The following is a 21,795-nucleotide window of genomic DNA, read 5'->3' on the forward strand; positions in this document are numbered from 1 at the left end:
GGGAAATCACCTGCCTCGACACCGGTGAACAAGGCGTTTTGCCGCGGAGCGAAGCGAAGCCAGTTGGCAGAGCTCACGCGGCGCTGCGCATCCATGCGAGGACTTCGGTGGGACCGAGAGGGCTGGAGAAGAGGAAGCCCTGGCCGAGGGGACAGCCCAGGCGGATGAGGAAGTCCCGGTGGGTGGGGCTTTCGATGCCTTCGGCGATGACGGTGAGGCCGAGTGACTGGGCGAGGCTGACGATGCCGCTGACCAGGGCCATCGGTTGCGGGCTGGTGATCATGTCGTCGATGAACATCTTGTCGATCTTGATGACGTCGATGGGGCGCTGGCGAAGGTAGCCGAGTGACGAGTAGCCGGTGCCGAAGTCGTCGATGGCGATACGGATGCCCATCTCGCGGAGGGCGCCCAGGTCGGTCCAGATGCGTTCGTCGTCTTTCACCAGCAGGCTTTCGGTGATCTCCAGCATCAGGCCGTGCGGCGGAACCCTGGTGTGGGCGAGCGCGGTTCGGACCTGGTCGACGAAGCCGGATTCGCGGAACTGGCGGACGGAGACGTTGACGCTGACGTACGGGACCTGGCCGGGTGGGAGGATGCGGCGCCACTCGGCGACGGTGCGCAGGGCCTCCTCCAGGACCCAGCGGCCCATCGGCACGATCAGCCCGCTCTCCTCGGCGACCTCGATGAACTGGTCGGGTGTGATGACCCCGCGTTTCGGGTGGTGCCAGCGGACCAGCGCCTCGAAGCCGACGGCCGCGCCGCTGGGCAGGTCCACGATCGGCTGGTAGTGGAGCAGGAAGTGGCCTTCGTTGACGGCGTGGTCGAGGGCCGACCGCAGTTCGAGACGTTCCACCATCTCGTCGTGCAGATGTGCCTGGTAGCGGCGCCACTGGTTCTTGCCGGCGCCTTTGGCCACGTACAGGGCCAGGTCGGCCTGGCGCAGCAGTTCGTCGGCGTCGCTGCCTTCGGGGGTGGTGGTGATGCCGATGCTGGCGGCCGCGTACAGCGGTTTGGCGTCGGTGATGATCGGCTCGGCGAGGGCCGTGAAGATCCGGTTGGCGGTCTCCTCGACGGCGCCGGGGTCGTTGACGTTCTCCACGAGGGCCGCGAACTCGTCGCCGCCGAGCCGGGCGGCCGTGTCGTCGGCCCGGAGCGCCCCGGCGATGCGGTGGGCCACCGCGATGAGGAGCTGGTCGCCGATCGCGTGCCCCAGAGTGTCGTTCACGATCTTGAAGTCGTCCAGGTCGATGAAGAGCACGCCGATCACCGAGCCGTCGCGGGCGCTGCGGGCGGCCGCGTGCCGCAGCCGGTCGTTGAACAGCACCCGGTTCGCGAGTCCGGTCATCGCGTCGTGGAAGGCCTGATGGGTCAGCTCGTTCTGGAGGCGACGCTGCTCGGTGACGTCCCGCATGGTGATGACCAGCCCGGACACCGTCGGCTCCGCCCGCAGATCCCGGCAGTGCAGCTCCAGCAGCACCTCGGTACGCCGGTTGCCCCGCGCCCGGAAGTCCAGCTGCTGGTCCAGCCGGTGACCGCCCCGGACCGCAGCCAGCACGTCGTCCAGGCGGCCGCGCTCGCCCGGATGGATCACCTCAGGCAGCGGATGGCCGGTCGGGTCGCCGCCGAAGACGCCGACCGCGGACGGGCTGGCGTACCGGATCAGGTTCTGCTCGTCGACGATCGTGATCACGTCGGCGGTGTTCTGGATCAGGGTCCGGAAGTAGGTCTCGCTGTTCTGCCGGGTCACCTCCTGACCCAGAGCGATCCGTTCCAGGGCCAGCGCCACCTGCCCGGCCAGCACCTCCACCGACCGCTGCAACTCCAGCAGCGCCCAGGTGGGGGCGCCCACGTGCAGGACGCCGACCAGCGGATCACCGGCCGGCCGGTCCTTGAGCACCATGGGGCAGCGCAGCGTCTTGGTGAACTGGGTGAGGCGTACCGCCACCGCCCAGTCCACGTCCCGGGTGGTGACCAGGCGGGCGGCGGTGCCGGTGGCCCGGTCCACGGCGGCCTGCGCCACCGCCTCCGGCGACTGCGGCTCGGCCTGCGCGATCGCGATCGCCAGCACCACCCCGTGCGGCACGTCACCGGGGATCAACTGGGCCACGGCGGTGCGTACGGCCAGGCCGACCGCCTCGGCTTCGGCGGCCGACACCAGAGCGGCGGACGCCTCCCGCAGCGCCCGCTCCCGGGACATGGCCTGCCGGTGGCTCGCCATGATCCCGGCCATCCGGGCCAGCACCAGCGCCACCATCAGCGTGCTCAGCGCGGCCACCACGGTCAGGCCGGCGAACTGACCGTCCCGGAACATCTTCGTCAGCAGCACCGTCGGCGCCACCATGGCGGCCACCCCGAGCAGGGCCAGCCGGGCATGACTGGTCTCGGCGGGCGGTGCCTCGGCCGGGCGGGTCAGCTCGGCCATCGACGGGATGAGCGCCGCCAGCCCGGCCGCCGCGCACAACGCCAGGTGCCCGAGACCGGAGGCCCGGCCCACGTCGGCGGCGAGCAGCGCCACCACCCCGGCGCCCAGCAGATAGCCGGGCGCGACCAGCCGGCCCGGCATGGTCGCCAACCGGACCAGCAGGCCGAGGCAGAGCAGGTCGGCGACCGGCATGGCGATCTCGGTCCAGCCGGTCGCGGCCGCGCCCTCCAGCCGCGGCCCGACCACGAACGTCCAGATCAGCAGCGCCACCCCGGAGGTGACGGTGAGCGCGTCGAGCAGCCCGGCCCAGTCCCGTGACGAACTGGTCCGCCGGGCCACGAACCCGGCCAGCGCCACCGCAAGGGTCGTGTAGCCGACCAGCAGCAGCGCGATCCCGGCCGATTCCAGCCAGGCCAGCCAGTTGGTGATCCAGGACGGGGCGGAGGCCGCGGCGCCACCGGCCGCGGACAGGACGACGGCGGCGGCCAGGACCCACCACGGGCGTACGTCGTCGGGCCGGCTGCGCCGGATGCCGAGGGTCAGCGCCACCACCGCGGAGATCCCGGCGATCAACCGGAGCGGAGCCTGCAGACCCGGTTGCAGCCCGAAGGCCACGGCGAGCACCACCATCCAGGCGCCGAAGATGGTGGCCGGCCACCGTGTCGGCATCCCGCTCCCTCCGACGATCTCCCCTGTCCTGATCGGCCCGGTCGCCGCGCCTCTGAGCGGCAACGGCACAATCGGGTGGTGCTTCTGGAGTTCGTCCACGCCCACACGGTTCTGGCGCCGGTCCCGTTCGTCCCCGAGGTGTTGCTGCATCAGGCCGAGGACTCGATCGCCCTCTGGGAGGCGACCGAGGCGGCCGGCGAGGCGCAGCCGCCGCCGTTCTGGGCGTTCGCCTGGGCCGGCGGGCAGGCGCTGGCCCGGCACATCCTGGACGAGCCCGATCTGGTCTCCGGCCGCAGCGTCCTCGACCTGGCCACCGGCTCCGGCCTGGTGGCGGTGGCCGCCGCGAAGGCCGGGGCACGCCCGGTCGTCGCCAACGACATCGATCCGCTGTCGCTGGCCGCCGCCCGGGCGAACGCCGACGCCAACGGCGTGCCGGTGGACTGTGTGGAGGCCGACCTGCTGGACAGCGACGACCGGTACGGTGTGGTCCTGGCCGGTGACGTCTTCTACAGCCGGGAGATGACCGGCCGTGTCCTGCCGTTCCTGCGCCGTGCCGCCGGCCGCGGCTCCCTGGTCCTGGTCGGCGATCCGGGCCGCGCCTACCTGCCGGAGGGGCTGATCCGCCGGGCCGAGTACGACGTGCCGGTCGTCGAGGACCTGGAGAGCGTCCCGATCCGCCGCACCACCGTCTGGCAGGTCACCACATAGCACCGTGGGAGGCCCCGGGGATCTCATGAGCCGGCGGCCGGGGACGGCCGGGAGTGACGCCCGGCGGCCCGCCGCGACGGACGGCACCGCTCAGTCGCGTACCGAGAAAAGAAGATCGCGCAGCGCGAGCCCGTCGGTGACCGTGACGTCCGGCTCGGGATGGTCGCCGCCGGTGTCGGCGCGGCCGGACGGCATCAGGATGGCGGTGCCGATGTCGGCCCGGCGGGCGCAGGCGATGTCGCGCCGGCGGCTGTCGCCGACGAACCAGCAGGCCGCGGGGGAGACACCGAGGGCGTCGGTGGCGTTCCAGATCATCTGGGGGTTGGGTTTGCGGACACCCGCCTCGTCGCTGTAGATCTGCACCGCGAAGTGGCGTCCCACTCCGGCCTTGGCCAGGAAGTCCCGGTGCGCCGCCCCGGACAGGGTGTTGCTGACCACGCCCAGCGGAATGCCCGCGTCGACCGCGGCGAGCAGGAACTCGGGAATGCCCCGGCGCAGCGCCCAGCCCTCCCGCCACGCCCAGTCGTAACTGAGCCGGGAGATCGCGCCGCGCACCCGGGCCTGGGCCATCGGCGGCCAGCCGGCGATCACGAAGCGTTCCCACACCTCGGGCTGCGGCATCTCGTCCGGCTGGTCCTCGTCACGCCAGGCGGTGTAGGCGGCCGCGCCGTCGATCAGCGACTTCTGGATGCGGCCCGGCGAGATCGCGCCCTGGATCAGGTTGTAGAGGCGCAGCACCACCTCGGGCGGGTCGGCCCGGAACGGCGCGTCGGCGAGCACCCCGCCGAAGTCGAGCAGCACCGCGGCCGGCCTCATGCCGCCCCCTCCGCTGCGCTCCGGCGTCGGCATGAGTTCAGAACTGAGCTGACCGATTCGCTCGCAAGCTCGCTCATGCCGCCCCCTCCGCTGCGCTCCGGCGTCGGCATGAGTTCAGAACTGAGCTGACCGATTCGCTCGCAAGCTCGCTCATGCCGCCCCCTCCGCTGCGCTCCGGCGTCGGCATGAGTTCAGAACTGAGCTGACCGATTCGCTCGCAAGCTCGCTCATGTGACCCGGCCCAGGGTCCAGGCGCGCACTCCGCCGACGATGCCCGCCGTGTTCGGAACCACCACGACATCGTCACCCAGTTTGGCCAGCTGCGTGGGCGTGATCAGGCGGGAGTTGCCGCCGCCCAGATAGACCCGGTCCCACAGGAAGACCGGGCGCAGGCCCTCCACCACGTTGCGGACCCGCCGCGACCAGAGCGCGTCGCCGAGGCGGCGGCGCTCGTGCTCCCCGATGTAGGTGTCATAGGACATCCCCCAGCGCACCGGGGCCTGTGACATCTCCAGGTGCGGGGCCAGCTCACCGCCGTCGAAGAGGGCGCAGCCGAGCCCGGTGCCGAGGGTCAGGACCAGCTCGCAGCCGGTGCCCGCGACGACGCCGCAGCCGTGCACCTCGGCGTCGTTGAGCACCAGCGTGGGCAGCCCGAACGCCTCGGCCAGGGCGGTCCGCGCGTCGAACCCGCGCCACGCCTCCACCAGATCCGGGTCGACCCGGGTCCGCGGGCCGCTGCGGGTCACGTAGTGCGGGGTCGCCACCACCACACCGTGCCGGATCATCCCGGGCATCCCGACCGTGACCCGGTCCGCGTTCGGCAGCTGCTCGCCCAGATTGACGAGCGTCTTGACGAACAGGTCGGGTGGGAGGGGGTAGGGCGTGGGCACCCGGATCGGATGTGCCCGCATGGTCCCGGCCTCGTCGAGGACCGAGCCCTTGATCCCGCCGCCGCCGCAGTCGATCGTCAAGGTGAATGCCACCCGGCCAGTGTGCATGCGAAACACCTCCCCAGACAGCAATTGTGCCGGGTGTCCGGTCAGCCCGCCTCTTCCGCCCAGACGCGCCAGTTGTCCAGAACGCCGTACAGCGCCGGTGTGAGCCAGCCGGGCGCGGACCGGCGGAACACCCCGGGATCCATCGATCCGGCGCCCGCCGGCAGGGCGCCCACCAGGTGCGGGACCAGCTCGCCCAGGTTGGCCCAGTGGACCAGCTCGGGCTCGGCGGGCCAGGCGCCGAGGACCACCCGGGCCGGGACGCCGCGACGGCTCAGCGCCTCCAGGGTGAGCGCCGTGTGGTTCAGCGTGCCGAGGCCGGCGCGGGCCACCACGATCGTCCCGGCGCCCAGCGTGGTGGCCAGGTCGGCGAACGTCCACGCGTCACCGGACGGGCGCACGCCCATCGGCACGAGCAGGCCGCCGGCGCCTTCGACCAGCACCAGGTCGTGTTTCTCGGCCTCCGCGCGGATCGCGTCGACCACGTCGAACAGGTCCAGCGGCGGCAGGCCGGCCACCTTGGCGGCGGCCAGCGGGGCGAGCGGTTCCGGGTACTCCGCCAGGGTGCGCACGGTCTCCGGGCCGGCCAGGCGGTTGATCACCTCGGTGTCGGTGGGCATGCCGGTGGAGATGCCGGTCTGACCGGGTTTGATCACGGCGACGCGGAGACCGGCGGCCTGCGCGGCGGCCGCCATCGCGGCGGTGGAGATGGTCTTGCCCACCCCGGTGTCGGTGCCGGTGACCAGCACGATGCCGCGCCACTCGTCGCTGTCGGCCCGGCTCGACCGGGCCGGCTCGGCCACTGTGGCCTTCGTCTCAGGCGTCTCTGCCGGCCGGCCGGTCTCCGGCTTCGCCGGCCCGGTGCGAAGCCCGGCCTCCGGCTCGGCGGCGGGTTCGGCCGGGGTCGCGGTCACCACCGGAGACGGTACGCCCGGAGCGCGCCCACCACCGTGAGCTGGCAACCCGCCGGGGGGCCTGCGGGCCGGCCCGGCGGCGAGCGGCAGACCGTGTCCACCTCCACGGTGCGGCGGAACCAGCGAGAGGTGGGTGGGACGACGGGTCGCCTGAGGGGGGTCGGCGGTCATGGCGCGCACTCCAGGATCACGGTCAGGGCTCGGGCGAAATCCGCCTCGGGGACGCCCGCGTTCACGGTCAGCCGCAGGCGCGAGCTGCCGTCCGGTGTCGACGGTGGGCGGAAGCAGCCGACCGCCACCCCGCGGTCCCGGCAGTCCGCGGCCCAGGCCACGGCGGCCTCCGGCCCCGGCGCCGGCACCGAGAGCACGCCGGCCGCCGGGTCGCGGGCGGGCAGCCCCGCCGCCCGGAGCCGCTCGGCGATCCGGGCGCCGCGCTCGAACAGCACCGCGCGCCGGTCGTCAGCCTCCCGCGCGACGGCGACGGCGGCCAGCACCCCGGCGACCACGGCCGGAGGCGGCGCGGTGTCGTAGATGAAGCTGCGGCCCGTGTCGATCAGATGGCGGACGAACGCCGCCGGCCCGGCCACCACGCCGCCGGCGCCGCCGAGCGATTTGGACAGTGTCGCGGTGACGATCACGTCGGGCAGCCCGGCCAGCCCGGCCGCGGCCACCCCGCCCGCGCCGGCCGGCCCGAGCAGGCCGAGCGCGTGCGCGTCGTCGACGATCAGCAGCGCCCCGTGCGCCGCGGTCACCTCGTGCAGGGCGGCGAGCGGGGCCAGGTCACCGTCGACCGAGAAGACCGACTCGGTCACCACGGCGGCCCGGCCCGGATGCGCCCGCAGGATCGCGGCGACCGCGGCCGGGTCGTTGTGCGGCGACACCCGCACCGGGAGACCCGAGATCCGGCAGCCGTCGATCAGGGAGGCGTGGTTGAACGCGTCGGACACCACCAGGTCGCAGACCGCGCCGACGGCCCGGACCACGGCCAGGTTCGCCAGGTAGCCGGAGGAGAAGACCAGCGTGGACCCGGCGCCCAGCCACGTGGCCAGCGCCTCCTCGAGGTCGGCGTGCGGGCCGGTGGAGCCACGGACCAGCCGGGAGCCGGTGGCGCCCAGGCCGTACTCCTCAAGGGCCTGCCGTGCCGCGGCGATCACCCGGGGGTGGGCGGAGAGGCCGAGATAGTCGTTGCCGGCCAGATCGACGACGGTGTCGCCGGCGGCCCGCGGCCGCAACTGACGGGTGAGCCCCACCTTGGCCCGCTCACGGGCCAGGCTGTCCAGCGCCTCCAACCAGTCCGCCAAAACACCCCCATTGATCACGAGAATGGGAAACTACCACCCAGCGCCGACAGTCCTACCGGCCTGTGAACTCTGTAGGGTACGGGCATGTCTGAGATCCTCGACCGGGCCGGGGCCCGGGTGCTCGACGAAGGTGACGGCCTGGCCGAGGCGGACATTCTGGAGATTCTTCGCCTGCCCGACGAGGCCCTGCCGGAGTTGCTCCAGCTTGCCCACGACGTCCGGATGAAGTGGTGTGGCCCCGAGGTCGAGGTCGAGGGAATCGTCTCGCTGAAGACCGGCGGCTGCCCCGAGGACTGTCACTTCTGCTCGCAGTCCGGCCTGTTCGCGTCCCCGGTCCGGGCCGTCTGGCTGGACATTCCGTCCCTGGTGGAGGCCGCCAGGCAGACCGCCGCGACGGGCGCCACGGAGTTCTGCATCGTGGCCGCCGTCCGCGGTCCGGACAAGCGGCTCATGGAGCAGATGCGGGCCGGCGTCGCGGCCATCAAGGAGGCGGTCGACATCCAGGTCGCCGCGAGCCTCGGCATGCTCAGCCAGGAGCAGGTGGACGAGCTGGTGGACATGGGCGTGCACCGCTACAACCACAATCTGGAGACCTGCCGGTCCTACTTCCCCAACGTGGTGACCACCCATTCGTGGGAGGAGCGGTGGGAGACGCTGAAAATGGTTCGCGAGTCCGGCATGGAGGTCTGCTGCGGTGGCATCCTCGGGCTCGGCGAGACCGTCGAGCAGCGGGCCGAGTTCGCCGCCCAGCTCGCCGAGCTGGACCCGCACGAGGTCCCGTTGAACTTCCTGAACCCGCGGCCCGGCACCCCGCTCGGCGACCGGCCGGTGGTGGAGGGCAAGGACGCGCTGCGCGCCATCGCCGCCTTCCGGTTGGCGATGCCCAGGACCATTCTCCGGTACGCCGGAGGCCGCGAGATCACCCTCGGCGACCTGGGCACCCGGGACGGCCTGCTCGGCGGCATCAACGCGGTGATCGTCGGCAACTACCTGACCACACTGGGCCGCCCGGCGACCGCCGACCTGGAGCTGCTTGCCGACCTGAAGATGCCGGTCAAGTCCCTGTCGGCGACTTTCTGATGTTCTGCGACCGGTGCGGTCTGCCGGCCGCCGACGCCGACCACGCGGGCTGTGCGGCGGCCCGCCTGCTGGAGCCGCCGCGTTTCTGCCCGGAGTGCCGGCGCCGGATGAAGGTGCAGGTCGTCCCCACCGGATGGACGGCCACGTGTGTGGAGCACGGCCTCCGGCGGGGCTGACCTCAGGTCGCGGGGGCCCGGTCGGCGACCGGAAGGGTGGCGCTGACCAGCGCCCCGTCGCGCTCGAAGGTCTCCGCTCCGAGCCGCCGCAGGGTGCGCAGCATCGCCACGTCGTCGCCCGCGGTGTGCGCCACCACGGCCGCGAGGCCGGTCCTCGCCGCGTGCCCGTGCAACCGGCGCAGCAGGGCGGTGCCCAGACCGCGGCGCTGCCAGCCGTCCTCCACCAGGAGGGTGACCTCACCCAGGTCACCTTCGACGGACAGCGTCGCCATCGCGGTGACCGAACCGCCCGGGGCGACGGCCAGCAGGGTGATCCCGCGGGCCGGCTCCAGCAGGCGGCGCAGCCGGGCCTCACCCGGGACGCCGCCGGGGTAGCGGCGGCGCAGCGTGGCCGGGGAGCACTCGTCGTGCATCTCGCGGACGGCGGCCAGATCGTCCGCCACGGCCGGCCGGAGCACCAGCTCCGTCCCGTCCGGCAACAGCAGGGAAACCTGCTCCCGGTGCAGCCTGTGGACCGAGGCGGCCACCTCGACCAGAGCCTGCGCCCGGGCGAACTCGGCCGGGGTGAAGGCCGGCAGCGCCCGGAGAACCTCCAGGCAGCCGCCGGCCGGGTCGATCAGGGTCATCCGGCCGCCGTGGAACCCGGCGACGTCGGACGCGGACGCCGGGCGCCAGCGCACGTCGGTCGCGTCGAGCAGGGCGACCAGGGACTCGCCGAGGAGATCCGGCTCGTGCACCAGGCGCCCGGCCAGCGCGAGACTGCGGGTCGGCTGGTCGGCCAGGCCCTGCGCCTCGGCCCGGGCGACGAACGCGTCCCGCCCGCGGCCCTTGGCCACCGCCGCCATCAGGTCGGACTCGGTGAGCGCGTCCGGCGCGTCCACCAGGAAGTCGTCGACCGCGCCCTCCTCGGTGGTGTGCACCTGGACGGCCAGAATGTTCACCGACCGCAGAGCCAGGCTCGCGGTCAGCACCGACAGATAGCCGGGACGGTCGTCGACCGTGGCCCTGACTCGCCACAACGCCATGCGGGGCACTCCTTTCCTCCGCCTTCCAGAGTGCACCGGCGTTGTTGCGCGGACATTGCCTTCACCTGCGGTTATCGGGTCATGAGCGTCACATCTGGGTGGCCCCGGCGGGCGCGCTGACGGTGTCCAGGCGGTCGCCGAGGATGACCGCGGCGGCCCGGACCAGCTGGGCGATGCGGTCCACCTCGGTGACGTGGAAGGCGGCGGCCGGCAGGTCGTCATCGTCGGTACGGGCGACGACCAGCACCAGCCCGGCCCGCCCGAAGGGGGCCACCGCGTACCGCGCGCCACCGGGCTCGGCCATCGGGCGGGCCCGCAGCGGGGTGACCTCGGGCAGGTGCAGCGGGGACGGGGCACGCCAGCTCGCGTAGACCGACCGTGGCTCGCTGCCGCCGCCGGCGCCGTTGCGGGCCGCCCAGTCGGCCGGCACCACGGCGGCGGCGGCCCAGTCGGCGGCCAGCAGGCCGGGCACCGCGTCGACCAGGGTGGCCAGGCCGTCCACCGGGTTGGCCGCGACCTGGGCGAGCAGCTCGGCGTCGTGGCCGCCGTTGACCGGGGCTCCTATCGCCTTCCACACGCCGTCGACCTGCACGCCGGGAATGGCGGCGAGACCGGCGAGGAGACGCTCGACGCGGCTGGCGCCCGGCCACACCACGGTGAAGTCGTCGACGGCGCGGCCGCCGAGCCGTTCCAGCACCACCACCTGGACGATGTCCGCGCCGGCGACCCCGAGGGTGCGCGCGACCTGGCCCAGGGCGCCGGGACGGTCCGGCAGGGTGACTCGAACCCGCAGCAACATGTAACTCCTCCCGTCGCGACGGCCGGTGGCGCCGTCCTGCGTCAACACCTTGCACACTCGGCGTTTCGGACCCGTTGCACCGCCGTGTCCCGGCCGTCAAGCTGCAGCTTCATATCCGGAATCACAACGTCAGGGTAGGAGCCGGCGTTGTTGCCGGACGGGTGGCGGTCGGGTGTCGGACAGTGCCGTCCTCGGGGGATCCGGCGCCGGAACACGGGGTAGGGTCGGCACATGATCTGCGATGCCTGCCGAAAGCGGCGGCACGACGACTGCCGGGGCGGCTCCTGGTGCGACTGCCAGCACCGGGCGCCTGAGCCGGTCCCGCCGGTCACCGGCCCGCCCGGCCCGTGAAGCTGGATCCCGGCGAGCTGGCCGCCCATTATCCGCGCTGCGGACGGCCCAACCTCCGGGTCAACTTCATCGCCAGCGCCGACGGCGCGGTCACCGTCGACGGCCTCTCCGCCGGCCTGCAGGGCCCCGGCGACAAGGAGGTCTTCGACACCCTGCGGATGGTCTGCGACGCCCTGATCGTGGCGGCCGGCACGATCCGCGCCGAAGGCTACGACGCCTTACGGCTGACCCCTGCCGCGCGGGCCTGGCGGGCCGCGCACGGCCTGCCCGAGTTCCCGCTCATGGTGATCGTCTCCGGTTCCCTCGACCTGGACCCGGCACAGCTGGTCTTCTCGGACGCCCCGATCCGGCCGATCGTGCTGACCCACCGGGCCGCGCCGGACTCCGCGATCCGGGAGGTCGCCGAAATCATCCCCACGGGTGACACCGCGGTCGACCTGCCGGCCGGGATCAGGCTGCTGCACGAGCGGGGCGCGACCCAGCTGCTCTGCGAGGGCGGGCCCGGCCTGCTCGGCTCGATGATCGCCGCCGATCTGGTCGACGAGCTGTGTCTCACGGTCGCTCCGCTGCTGGTGGGCGGCCCGGCGGGCCGCATCGCGCACGGGCCGCCGTCGCCGCCGCGCAGGATGTCGCTGCGGCACGCGCTCACCCACGAGGACATGCTTTTCCTTCGGTACGCGAGAAACTCCGCGAGCTCCAGCGAACTCAAGTGACGACGCGGCGAACGCGGGTGTCCGGTGGGCTCGTCATGCCATCCGGACGCTGGGGTCGGACCACCCCAGTGGGTCGGTGACCAGGCGGCAGTGCGCAGGGCTCGCGGCTTTTCGGACCACTTGGGTTCGGATGAGCTGTAGGCAGCGGCCCGCTGACGGACGGCGATGCCTGGTCAGTCGACGGGCCGGCGAGATCGGGCGGCCGATTGGTGCAGGCCCGGGTGGACGCCGGCCGGGTTCCCGGTGTGCTCGGCGAGCCGTTGCAGAACAGTGACAAGCCGGACGCGTTCGCCGGCGTCGAGCGGGGTGAGGATCTCGTCTTCGTGCTGGTCGGCGACCCGGCGAGCGCGGGGCAGCAGCTCGCGCGCGGCCTCGGTCAGATGGATGGCGTGGGCACGTCGGTCGCTGGGATGCCGCCGACGTTCGACCAGGTCGCGCTGCTGGAGGTCGTCGAGCAGGCCGACCATGACCTTGCGGTGGATGCCCAGTGCGTCGGCGAGCTGTTGCTGGGTGTCGCCTTCGCTGCGCTCCAGATGCATGAGCAGCCCGAAGTGGTTCGGCGCGATGCCCAGCGGCGCCAATCGCGCGGCGAACGTCTGCGCGACGTGGAAGCCGAGCTGTGACAGCAGGAAGTTGGCCCGGCTGACCAACGGCCGGTCCATGCCTGGTACGGAATCGTGGAGCACCGCAATATTGTACGTCCTCGTTATTGTCCGCTACGGTAACAGTTACTAGCGGTCCGTACTTGGAGGATGCTGATGAGGGTGACCGTCTTCGGAGCAACCGGGGGCATCGGAAGCCACGTCGTGCGCCAGGCGCTCGACCGCGGGTTCACCGTGACCGCGGTCGTCCGCGACCCGGCCCGCCTCGACGTGCGTCACAGGGCACTGGAGGTCACGACGGTGCCGACACTCGACGACGCTGATGCTTTGGCCCCCGTGGTGCGCGGCAACGACGTGGTCCTGTCCGGTGTGGGTCCGCGCGGACGCCACGACGGGCCCGTCGCCTCCACCGCTACGCGCGCGATCCTGAGCGCGATGCACGCTGAAGGTGTCCGTCGCCTCATCGCGGTCAGCGCCGCTCCGGTCGGCCCGACACCCGACGGGGACAGTTTCCTCAACCGCCGCATTGTCCTGCCGGCCATCAGTGCCCTGCTCGAAGAGCTGTACGCGGACCTGCGGGCCATGGAGCATGCGATGGCGAACAGCCCGGCGCAATGGACGGTCGTACGGCCGCCGAAGCTGGTGAACAAACCACTGACCGGCCGGTACCGCACTGTCATCGGCGGCAACGTCGCGCGCGGCTACACGATCTCGCGGGCTGACGTGGCCCATGCCATGCTCGCCGCCGCAGGTGACCCCGCGACGATCCACCGGGCGATCGGCATCGCGTACTGATTCGCCACCGACAACCCGGAAAGGACGCGCCATGCCCTATCGGCCACCCCGGTTCGCCGAGCCGGAACCGTACGGATTCATCTATCTGGGCTTTCAGGCCGAGCCCGCACAACGGTCACCCGTCTACACCCGCACCCCGCGCCGGCAACGGGTGGCGGCGCAACTGGTGCAGGCCGTTCCCGCGCTCATGCGCCGTGAGGACGTCATGTCCGCCCGCATCTTTCGGGCGGTGTTCATCCCGCCACTGCCGGGCGCACCGCGCTACGACCTCGCCGTGCTGATCCGGACAAGGGACGCGGACCAGCTGCAAACGGTGCGTACCTGTGACGAGGTCTCCGCCTTCGCCGGCGAGCACATTCTCGGCGGCGTCAACGTGGCCCGCATCGGCGACACCGAAGCCCGGACCGACGGCGCTTTCCTGTTCAACCACTTCACCGCCGCGCCGGACACCGACGCCGAAGCGGTCTGGCGCTCTGTCACCGGCTGGTACACCACCAAGACCGGTATCGACAACTCCACCGCCCTGCGGCCCATCGGACCCTCGTCGTTCGCACTGGTCAACTACGCGCGCCTGCCTGCCGGACCGATCCGTTTCCTGGCCGGACAACTCACGCGGCCGAGCTTCCATCGCTTCGTGCGCGCGACCCTCGACGCCCATGCGATGCGCGCCCTGCCGGCCATCCACCGGCTCGTCCACGCGTCGGCGTAACGCTCGATCGAAGGAGACCGCAGTGAGCTTCGCTCGCCTTGCCGGCATCGCCGGCGTGGGTTTCGTCGTCATCCTCATCGTGGCGAACCTGCTGCTGACCGCGGCAGGCTTTCCCACCCCGTCCGAAGCCGTGTCCCGCGACGAGATCACCACGGTCTTCGCCGCCGGAGCCGGTTCACTGCGCCTGGCCTCAGCGCTCCTGCCGCTGGCCTGGCTACTGGCCACGATCTTCGCCGTCGGAGTCTGCGTCTGCCTCCGGCGCGATGAGCAGACCCGGGCGGACCCGTGGTCTCTTGTCGGTCTCGCCGGAGTGCTCATGCAGTCGGTCGTGTTCACCAGCGTCGAGGCCACGCGCCTCGCACTGATCTCCGCAGCCCGGCACGACAGCGGCGTCGCCGGTCTCTGGGGCTTGTACACCGCCCTGTTCGGCTTCAACCAGGTCTTCCTGGCAACCGCACTGCTCGGGCTGTCCATGTTCGGCATCCGCACCGGCTCCATAGCCCGATGGCACGCCGGTATTGGCCTCCTCGCCGCGACGTTGCTCCTCGTCACCGCGACGACCAGCCCATACGGCGTCGGCAGCGTCAACCCCCTCGCCCTGCTCGGCCTCACGGGCTGGCTTCTCTGGCTGGCATGGATCGTGGCGTACAGCGTCATCCTGATCCGACGTGCTCCCGGGCCGGCTGCCGCATGACGGCACGTGACAACGCCGAGATCGGCATCCGCAACTGCCGCGACGTGGTCGAGGTCGATCAGGTAGGCGCTCGCCTTTTTGGGGGATTGCGCGGAGCGCCTGACCTACGAATTCAAGATCTTGTGCATAACTCTGTGGATGAACCCCACCAGTTGTGGACGACGGAGGCCGCGGGCATTTTGTCGTACCTCTGAGGCACGATGATCGGCGTGTCTGACGAAACTTCCCCCGTCGGCCGCGTGCTGGGCACCGCGGACGCCACCCCTCTGCAGTTCTGGACGGCCGTGACCCCCGGCAGCTATCTCCAGCTCGACGACGTCGTGGTGACCAGGCGCGATCTGCCGGACCGCGAGCCGGTGACGATCGCCGGGGTGGTCACCCAGGTGCGCGCCCGGCACGAGGGGGCCCAGTTCGACTCGGACGTGTTCGCCATCGCCGACGGCACCCTGCCCGCGATGGTGCAGGAGGCCGCCGAGATCACCACCACCCGCGTCGACCCGGAGCTCTACGTGCCGCCCGCCCCCGGCGCGGTGGTGCACCGGGCCAGCGGCGACGCCCGTGACGCCGCGCTGCACTTCGACCGGATGGAGCGGCGGGTCCCGATGGGCACCGGCCGCGACGGTGTGCCCGTCTTCCTGAACGCGGACTTCCTCGACGGCACCCGCGGCGCGCACGTGTCCATCTCCGGCATCTCCGGCGTGGCCACCAAGACCAGTTTCGCGACGTTCCTGCTCTACTCGGTGTTCCGGTCCGGTCAGCTGGGCGCCGACGGCGCCAACGCCCGCGCCCTGATCTTCAACGTCAAGGGCGAGGACCTGCTCTTCCTGGACCATCCGAATACGAAGCTCGACGACAGGACCCGCGAGGCGTATGCGCTTCTCGGCCTGCCCGCCGCCCCGTTCCCGGACGTCCGGGTCTACGCCCCGCCCCGCGCCGGGGACTCCTCCGGTTCTCCGGACGTGGCGAGCCGCCTCACCGGGGTCGACGCGTTCTACTGGACACTCGCCGAGTTCTGCGAGCGCAAGCTCCTGCCGTATGTGTTCGCCGACGCCGACGACGAGCGCCAGCAGTACACGATGGTGGTCCACTCGGTCACCGCCCACCTGGCCCGGTACGCGGCGCCCGCCGAGGGCGGGATCAGCATCGACGGGCAGCGCATCAGCTCGTACCAGGATCTCGTCGACCACGTGGTCGAGCAGCTGACCGACGACGAGACCCGGTCCACCTGGGCGGGCAGTGCGGTCAACATGGGCACGGTCAACGCCTTCGCCCGCCGGCTGATCGGCAGCAAGCGCGACCTGTCCCGGCTGATCCGCGGTGACCTGGCGCAGCGCCGGCCGCACCAGATCAAGACCGCGGACAGCGCCCAGGTCACCGTGGTCGACCTGCACAACCTGCCGGACCGGGCGCAGCGGTTCGTGGTCGGTGTGACGCTGAAGACCGAGTTCGAGGAGAAGGAGAAGTCCGGCACCGGCCGCCCGCTGCTCTTCGTGGTCCTCGACGAGCTGAACAAATACGCACCCCGGGAGGGCTCCTCCCCGATCAAGGAGGTGCTGCTGGACATCGCCGAGCGTGGCCGCTCGCTCGGCGTGATCCTGATCGGCGCCCAGCAGACGGCCAGCGAGGTGGAGCGGCGGATCGTGACGAACTCGGCGATTCGCGTGGTCGGCCGCCTCGACCCGGCCGAGGCGTCCCGCCCTGAGTACGGTTTCCTGCCCCCGGCCATGCGCCAGCGCGCCCTGCTGGCCCGGCCGGGCACGATGTTCGTCAACCAGCCGGACATCCCGGTCCCGCTCTGCGTCGAGTTCCCGTTCCCGGCCTGGGCGACCCGCAAGTCCGAGTCGGGGCCGCCGCCGGCCGAGACGCTGCGCTCGATCGTGCAGGGCGCCGACCCGTTCGCCGTGATAGGCGGGCGACCAGGGGCCGACGACGACATTCCGTTCTAGGTCTCGGACTAGGGTTCAGCGATGCGCATCCTGCACACGTCCGACTGGCACGTCGGGAAGGTTCTCAAGGGCCGCGACCGTCGTGACGAGCACCGGCGGGTGCTCGCACAGGTGATCGAGATCGCTCAGGCCGAGAAGCCCGATCTGGTGATCGTGGCGGGTGATCTCTACGACTCGGCGGCGCCGACCGCCGACTCCACCAGGCTGGTGACCCGGGCGCTCTCCGCCCTGCGCCGGACCGGCGCCCGGGTGGTGGCGATCGGCGGCAACCACGACAACGGGGCCGCTCTCGACGCGCTGCGCCCGTGGGCCGACGCCGCCGGCATCGAGCTGCGCGGATCGTACGCCCTCGATTTGAAGGATCTTCTGATCGAAGGCGTCACCGGGGGCGGCGAGCGGTGGCGGCTGGTGGCCATGCCGTTCCTCTCCCAGCGGTACGCGATTCGCGCCGCCGAGATGTACGAGCTGACCGCCGCCGAGGCCAACCAGACGTACGCCGATCTGGTGGCCCGGCTGATCGCCAAGCTGAGCGAGCCGTTCGCGGAGCCGGGCGTGGTCAACCTGCTGACCGCCCACATGACGATCGTGGGCGCGAGCACCGGCGGCGGCGAGCGCGAGGCGCACACCATCATGGGTTACGCGGTGCCCGCCACGGTCTTCCCGCCGAACGCGCACTACGTGGCCCTGGGGCATCTGCACCGTACCCAGTCGGTGATCTCGCCCTGTCCCACCCGCTACTCGGGCAGCCCGCTCGCCGTCGACTTCGGCGAGGAGGAGAACGTCTGCTCGGTGGCGATCGTCGACGTCTCCGCCGAGAAGGCCGCCCACGTGCGGGACGTGCCGGTCACCTCGGCGCTCACCTTGCGGACCGTGCGCGGCACCCTGGAGCAGCTCGCCACGGTGAACCTTCCGGACGCCTGGCTTCGTGTCCTGGTCCGGGAGGCGCCGCGGCCCGGTCTCCGGGAGGACGTGCAGGAGCTGCTGCCCAACGCGCTGGAGGTGCGCATCGACCCGGACATGCTGCCGAGCCGGTCGGGCGCGCGTGCGGCGGAGCGGGCCGGCCGTTCCCCGCGTGAGCTGTTCGGCGACTACCTGGACAGTCGCGGTAACGCCGAGGAGGGCGTCCGCGAGCTCTTCGACCAGTTGTACGACGAGGTGAGCAGCAACCAATGAGGCCATTGAGGCTGGACATGGCCGGGTTCACGGTGTTCCGGGACCAGACCACCGTGGACTTCACCGACGCCGACTATTTCGCCCTGGTCGGCCCGACCGGCTCGGGCAAGTCGACGGTGCTGGACGCGATCTGCTTCGCCCTCTACGGCACCGTCCCGCGGTGGGGTGGGGCCCGGGGCATCGGCAACGCGCTGGCCCCGTCGGCGTCGGAGGCGCGGGTGCGGCTGGTCTTCGAGTCGGCGAACAACCGGTTCGTGGCGACCCGGGTGGTCCGGCGGGACGGCCGGGGCAATGTGAAGACGGCGGGGGCCGGGCTGCAGCTGATGCCGCCCGGCTTCGACGTCACCAAGCTCGACACCGGCATGGATCTGACCGATCTGGGCGAGGTGATGGCCGGCACCCCCGCCGAGATGGACGCCGCCGTGCTGGAGGCGGTCGGTCTGCCGTATGAGCAGTTCACCAGCTGTGTGGTGCTTCCGCAGGGGCAGTTCGCCGACTTCCTGCACGCCAAACCGGCCACCCGTCAGCAGATCCTGATCAACCTGCTGGGCCTGCACGTCTACGAGGAGGTGCAGGTCAAGGCGGCCGAGCGGAGCCGGGCCGCGGAGGCCAAGCTGACCGTGGTGGAGCAGCAGCTCAGCGCCTTGGCGGACGCCACCGACGAGGCGGTCGAGTCGTCCGCCGCCCAGCTCGAGCGGATGCGGGAGCTGACCGCCGCGGTGGAGGCGGCCGTGCCGGGGCTGCGCGCCGCCCGGGAGGCGGAGACCGCCGCGGCCGAGGCGCGGGACGCGCTCGACGCCGAGCTGGCGGCTCTCGGCGCGGTCCGGGCGCCGGCCGGGCTGACCGAGGCGACCGGGGCGATCGCCGCGGCCCGTGACGCGGCCACCCGCGCGGCCGACGAGGTGCACGCCGCCGAGGAGGCCGAGGAGAAGATCCGTGGCGAGCTGACCGCGGCCGGCGATCCGGGCCGTCTGCGGGTGGCGCTGGACCGGCACACCGAGCTGGGCCGTCTGGTCGAGCAGGAGGAGTGGTTCGCCGGCAAGGTGTCGGTCGCCGAGGTCGAGCACCGGGACGCGGTCGCCGCCGCCGAGCTGGCGCACGCCCATCACCTCGGCGCCCAGCAGTTGCTGGAGCAGGCCCGGCAGGACTACCGGGACGCCCAGCAACGGGACCGGGCGGCGGCTCTGCGCGGCCATCTGACCGCCGGCGGCGCCTGCCCGGTCTGCGAGCAGACGGTGACCGAGGTGCCGGAGGTGCCGCGGGAGTCGGCGGTGCGGATCGCCGAGGCGGCCGGCAACGCCGCGAAGGAGGAGGCGGAGAAGGCGACCGCCCGGTGGCGCGAGCGGGACGCGGTGGCCCGCGACCTGGCGAACGATCTGGAGCGCAAGCGCGGCCAGTACGAGCATCACCTGTCCCGTCTCGCCGAGGTTCGCAAGGCGGTGGAGGGCCTGCCCGGGGTGGAGACGTTGCGGCAGCGGCTGGCCGAGCTGGGCGAGTTGCAGGGGCGGCTGGAGGGCGCGGCCACCGCGGTCCGGGCCGCCCGTGAGGCGCACCGCCGGGCGCAGGCGCTGGTCCGCAGCGCCGAGGAGCAGCAGCGGGCGGCCTGGCAGCGGTTCGACGCGGCCCGTGACGGCCTGGCCCGGTTCGTGCCGCCGCCGGCCGACCGGCGGGATCTGGCCGGCGCCTGGCGGGCTCTGGTCGACTGGGCGGCCACCGAGCACGGCCGCCGGCGTGCCGCCCGGGAGGAGGCGGAAGCCGCCGTGCGGGCGGCCCGTGCCTCGACGGTCCGGGTGCACGAGGCGGTCGTGGGGTTGTTCGCCGCGGCCGGGGCCACCGCGCCGGCCGGTGACGTCGGCGAGGCGGGCCTGATCCGGGCCGCCGCGGTGTCCGCCGAGCGGGCCGGGGCGGCCTGGCAGCGGGCCACCGAGCGCCGCGAGCAGGCCCGGGCCGCGGCCGGGCAGCGGGAGACTCTCCAGCGGGAGGGCCGGGTGGCGAAGTCGCTGGCCGGGCACCTGCGGGCCAACAACTTCGAGCGCTGGCTGCTGGAGGAGGCCCTCGACCTGCTGGTCGACGGCGCCTCCCGGATCCTGCGGGAGCTCACCGGCGGACAGTACGAGCTGATGCACGAGAAGGGCGAGTTCTACGTCGTGGACCACCACGACGCGGGGCTGCGGCGTGCCGTGCGGACGCTGTCCGGTGGCGAGACGTTCCAGGCCTCGCTGGCGCTGGCGCTGGCCCTGTCGGAGCAGCTCGCCGGGATGAGCACCACGGCGGCCAGCCTGGAGTCGATCGTCCTGGACGAGGGGTTCGGCACGCTGGACGCGACCACCCTCGACGTGGTCGCGGCCACCTTGGAGAACCTGGCGGCTCGCGGCGACCGGATGGTCGGCCTGGTGACTCACGTGCACGCGCTCGCCGAGCGGGTGCCGGTCCGGTTCGAGGTGCGCAAGGACGCGCGTACCGCCCATGTCGAGAGGGTCGGCCTGTGACCAGAGTGTTCGTCGACGCGTGGGATCCGTCCTACGGCGCGTCGTTCGAGGGTGGCGAGGGCGGCGACGGGCCGGGCTCGTCCAGCAGCGCCCAGGTGGACGTCGACGTGGAGGTGCCGGCCGCCGAGTGGGCGCCGATCGGTGTGGCGGCGGGCGCCCGGGCGCCGGACGTGGTGTTCCTGGTCGACGGGGTGCGGCGCAACGACGCTCAGGTGTGGACGGCCGAGGACGACGGCACCTCGTACGCGGGGCTCGCCGCCTCGTTCGCGGCCGGCGTGGTGCGCTGCGACCTGGCCCGTGGGGCGGCGGAGCTGGCCGTCGCCCGGGTCGGCCGGGGCTTGTTCACCGCCAGTCCGTCGCTCGGTGAGGTGCGGGCGGGGACGGTCCGCTACGAGGTGCACCGGGTCAGCGGCCAGGGGGAGGCGAGCAAGCTGCCGGCGGCCGTGCAGGGCCCGCTCACCGCGCTGGAGATCGAGATCTCGTCGGCCGCGCGGGACGGCGGTTCGGACGGCACCGATCTGCTGATCGTGGACGGGCCGCTGCGTAACCGGCGCCAGTTGCCCCGCACCATCGGTTACGTGAAGACCCAGCAGAAGCACTATCTGCCGGCCGCGCAGGAGGCGATCGTGCCGCGGCTGCGGCCGGGGCAGCGGACCCCGGTCTTCCATCTGGGGACGGTCTGGGGCGGCTGGTCGTGGTATCTGCGGTTGCCGGGTTCGTCGGGCGCGCCGTGGTCCGGGATCGTCCGGGTGGAGTGTTCGCCCGAGTTGTCGCCGGAGCAGGCGATCGAGTTGGCCGAGGTGTCGCTGGCGACGTTGCCGCGGTTCGCCTCGTCGGCGTACAAGGATCCCCGGGCTCCACAGAATCTGGTGCCGATCGCGGGCCTGGAGCGCCGCCTGCGCGGGATGCTGGGTGACGCCCGGGTCCTGCATCGTGCTCTCGCCCGCGACTCGGCTCGTGCGTTCTGACGGCTGTCGGTTGTGCACGGTGAGTCAGCATGAGCCGTCGGGTGCGGGGCCGTCGTCGTGCTCGTGCACACAAGGTCTCCCGAGGTGCGTCCACGTGCTGGGCGCCGTGCTCTCAGGAATGACCCCGCCGTCTCATGGCGTGGGACGGGGATCCGGATCCCGGAAGCGGGTTCGCGGTGCCGCCGGAGGATCCCGCCGGAGGGTTCGGCGAGCGTGTCCCGCGCGGCGTGCCGGTCACCCTCCGAACAGGGGAATCAAGAATTGGGAGCGCTCCCGCACGGGTGTCGCCCGAAAGGGGCCAAGTGGCATTCCGGCATCCCCCGATCGGTTCACCGAGGTTCGTATTAGCCGCACAATACGCACCTGTGGCAACGCAGCGAAATCGCTCCTTCACGCTGCGAGATCGCGCTCTCTCCGTACCCCCGAGAATTATTCTCAGGGACATGTCCA

Annotated in this window: 19 protein-coding genes; 11 read left to right on the forward strand and 8 right to left on the reverse strand. The window is 72.3% G+C overall.

Features of this window, described 5'->3' with window-relative positions:
- Nucleotides 1-73 precede the first annotated feature (73 nt).
- Nucleotides 74-3,091: an EAL domain-containing protein gene (locus AB0I88_RS25615; protein ID WP_361029439.1), complete on the reverse strand. Its 3,018-nt coding sequence runs from the start codon at nt 3,089-3,091 to the stop codon at nt 74-76.
- Between the two features lie 78 nt (nt 3,092-3,169).
- On the opposite strand from AB0I88_RS25615, the gene AB0I88_RS25620 reads away from it, so the two are divergent.
- The gene (locus AB0I88_RS25620) at nt 3,170-3,799 is read left to right on the forward strand and encodes a 50S ribosomal protein L11 methyltransferase (RefSeq protein WP_361029442.1); all 630 of its coding nucleotides are present in this window, start codon (nt 3,170-3,172) and stop codon (nt 3,797-3,799) included.
- Nucleotides 3,800-3,889: 90 nt separating this feature from the next.
- Here AB0I88_RS25620 and AB0I88_RS25625 read toward each other — a convergent pair whose 3' ends face one another.
- From AB0I88_RS25625 to AB0I88_RS25640, 4 genes are all read right to left on the reverse strand, one after another.
- Nucleotides 3,890-4,615, reverse strand: a complete 726-nt coding sequence (locus AB0I88_RS25625; RefSeq protein ID WP_361029445.1) for an HAD family hydrolase — start codon at nt 4,613-4,615, stop codon at nt 3,890-3,892.
- Nucleotides 4,616-4,842: 227 nt separating this feature from the next.
- Nucleotides 4,843-5,598 carry an ROK family protein gene (locus tag AB0I88_RS25630; protein ID WP_361029448.1) on the reverse strand — a complete coding sequence of 252 codons (756 nt, stop codon included), beginning with the start codon at nt 5,596-5,598 and terminating at the stop codon, nt 4,843-4,845.
- A gap of 56 nt (nt 5,599-5,654) precedes the next feature.
- Complete coding sequence (bioD, locus tag AB0I88_RS25635) at nt 5,655-6,413, reverse strand: dethiobiotin synthase (RefSeq protein ID WP_361029621.1); 759 nt, start codon at nt 6,411-6,413, stop codon at nt 5,655-5,657.
- A gap of 278 nt (nt 6,414-6,691) precedes the next feature.
- A complete protein-coding gene (locus AB0I88_RS25640; protein ID WP_361029451.1) occupies nt 6,692-7,825 on the reverse strand; it encodes an 8-amino-7-oxononanoate synthase in 1,134 nt (377 codons plus the stop codon).
- A gap of 84 nt (nt 7,826-7,909) precedes the next feature.
- On the opposite strand from AB0I88_RS25640, the gene bioB reads away from it, so the two are divergent.
- Both bioB and AB0I88_RS25650 read left to right on the forward strand, forming a co-directional pair.
- Nucleotides 7,910-8,905: a biotin synthase BioB gene (gene bioB, locus AB0I88_RS25645; RefSeq protein WP_361029454.1), complete on the forward strand. Its 996-nt coding sequence runs from the start codon at nt 7,910-7,912 to the stop codon at nt 8,903-8,905.
- Entirely contained in the window at nt 8,905-9,081 is a 177-nt protein-coding gene (locus tag AB0I88_RS25650; protein WP_361029457.1) for a hypothetical protein, read from the forward strand. The genes bioB and AB0I88_RS25650 overlap by 1 nt, the downstream gene beginning before the upstream one ends.
- 2 nt (nt 9,082-9,083) lie before the next feature.
- Here AB0I88_RS25650 and AB0I88_RS25655 read toward each other — a convergent pair whose 3' ends face one another.
- The gene (locus AB0I88_RS25655) at nt 9,084-10,106 is read right to left on the reverse strand and encodes a GNAT family N-acetyltransferase (protein WP_361029460.1); all 1,023 of its coding nucleotides are present in this window, start codon (nt 10,104-10,106) and stop codon (nt 9,084-9,086) included.
- Between the two features lie 88 nt (nt 10,107-10,194).
- Entirely contained in the window at nt 10,195-10,905 is a 711-nt protein-coding gene (locus AB0I88_RS25660) for an amino acid-binding protein (RefSeq protein ID WP_361029463.1), read from the reverse strand.
- Nucleotides 10,906-11,252: 347 nt separating this feature from the next.
- Here AB0I88_RS25660 and AB0I88_RS25665 point away from each other — a divergent pair, with 347 nt between their 5' ends.
- On the forward strand, nt 11,253-11,969 hold the full coding sequence (locus AB0I88_RS25665) for a pyrimidine reductase family protein (protein ID WP_361029467.1): 717 nt from the start codon (nt 11,253-11,255) through the stop codon (nt 11,967-11,969).
- Nucleotides 11,970-12,142: 173 nt separating this feature from the next.
- Here the strand turns inward: AB0I88_RS25665 and AB0I88_RS25670 are convergent, their stop codons facing one another.
- The gene (locus AB0I88_RS25670; protein WP_361029470.1) at nt 12,143-12,655 is read right to left on the reverse strand and encodes a MarR family winged helix-turn-helix transcriptional regulator; all 513 of its coding nucleotides are present in this window, start codon (nt 12,653-12,655) and stop codon (nt 12,143-12,145) included.
- 72 nt (nt 12,656-12,727) lie between these two features.
- On the opposite strand from AB0I88_RS25670, the gene AB0I88_RS25675 reads away from it, so the two are divergent.
- The 7 genes from AB0I88_RS25675 to AB0I88_RS25705 all read left to right on the forward strand — a co-directional run bounded on the left by AB0I88_RS25675 (nt 12,728) and on the right by AB0I88_RS25705 (nt 21,345).
- Complete coding sequence (locus AB0I88_RS25675) at nt 12,728-13,366, forward strand: NAD(P)H-binding protein (RefSeq protein ID WP_361029473.1); 639 nt, start codon at nt 12,728-12,730, stop codon at nt 13,364-13,366.
- 151 nt (nt 13,367-13,517) lie between these two features.
- A complete protein-coding gene (locus tag AB0I88_RS25680) occupies nt 13,518-14,075 on the forward strand; it encodes a hypothetical protein (protein WP_361029476.1) in 558 nt (185 codons plus the stop codon).
- 22 nt (nt 14,076-14,097) lie between these two features.
- Nucleotides 14,098-14,769, forward strand: coding sequence for a hypothetical protein (locus AB0I88_RS25685; protein ID WP_361029479.1), 672 nt, complete (start codon nt 14,098-14,100; stop codon nt 14,767-14,769).
- 200 nt (nt 14,770-14,969) lie between these two features.
- Nucleotides 14,970-16,715 carry an ATP-binding protein gene (locus AB0I88_RS25690; protein WP_361029482.1) on the forward strand — a complete coding sequence of 582 codons (1,746 nt, stop codon included), beginning with the start codon at nt 14,970-14,972 and terminating at the stop codon, nt 16,713-16,715.
- A gap of 21 nt (nt 16,716-16,736) precedes the next feature.
- A complete protein-coding gene (locus tag AB0I88_RS25695) occupies nt 16,737-17,888 on the forward strand; it encodes an exonuclease SbcCD subunit D (RefSeq protein WP_361029485.1) in 1,152 nt (383 codons plus the stop codon).
- Nucleotides 17,885-20,377, forward strand: a complete 2,493-nt coding sequence (locus tag AB0I88_RS25700) for an SMC family ATPase (RefSeq protein WP_361029488.1) — start codon at nt 17,885-17,887, stop codon at nt 20,375-20,377. Before AB0I88_RS25695 ends, AB0I88_RS25700 begins: the two co-directional genes overlap by 4 nt.
- Nucleotides 20,374-21,345 (forward strand): hypothetical protein, encoded by a 972-nt coding sequence (locus AB0I88_RS25705; RefSeq protein ID WP_361029491.1) that lies wholly within the window; start codon nt 20,374-20,376, stop codon nt 21,343-21,345. The genes AB0I88_RS25700 and AB0I88_RS25705 overlap by 4 nt, the downstream gene beginning before the upstream one ends.
- The last annotated feature ends 450 nt before the right edge of the window (nt 21,346-21,795 follow it).

The organism is Actinoplanes sp. NPDC049802 (assembly GCF_040656595.1).
In the GTDB taxonomy this organism is placed as follows: Bacteria; Actinomycetota; Actinomycetes; order Mycobacteriales; family Micromonosporaceae; genus Actinoplanes.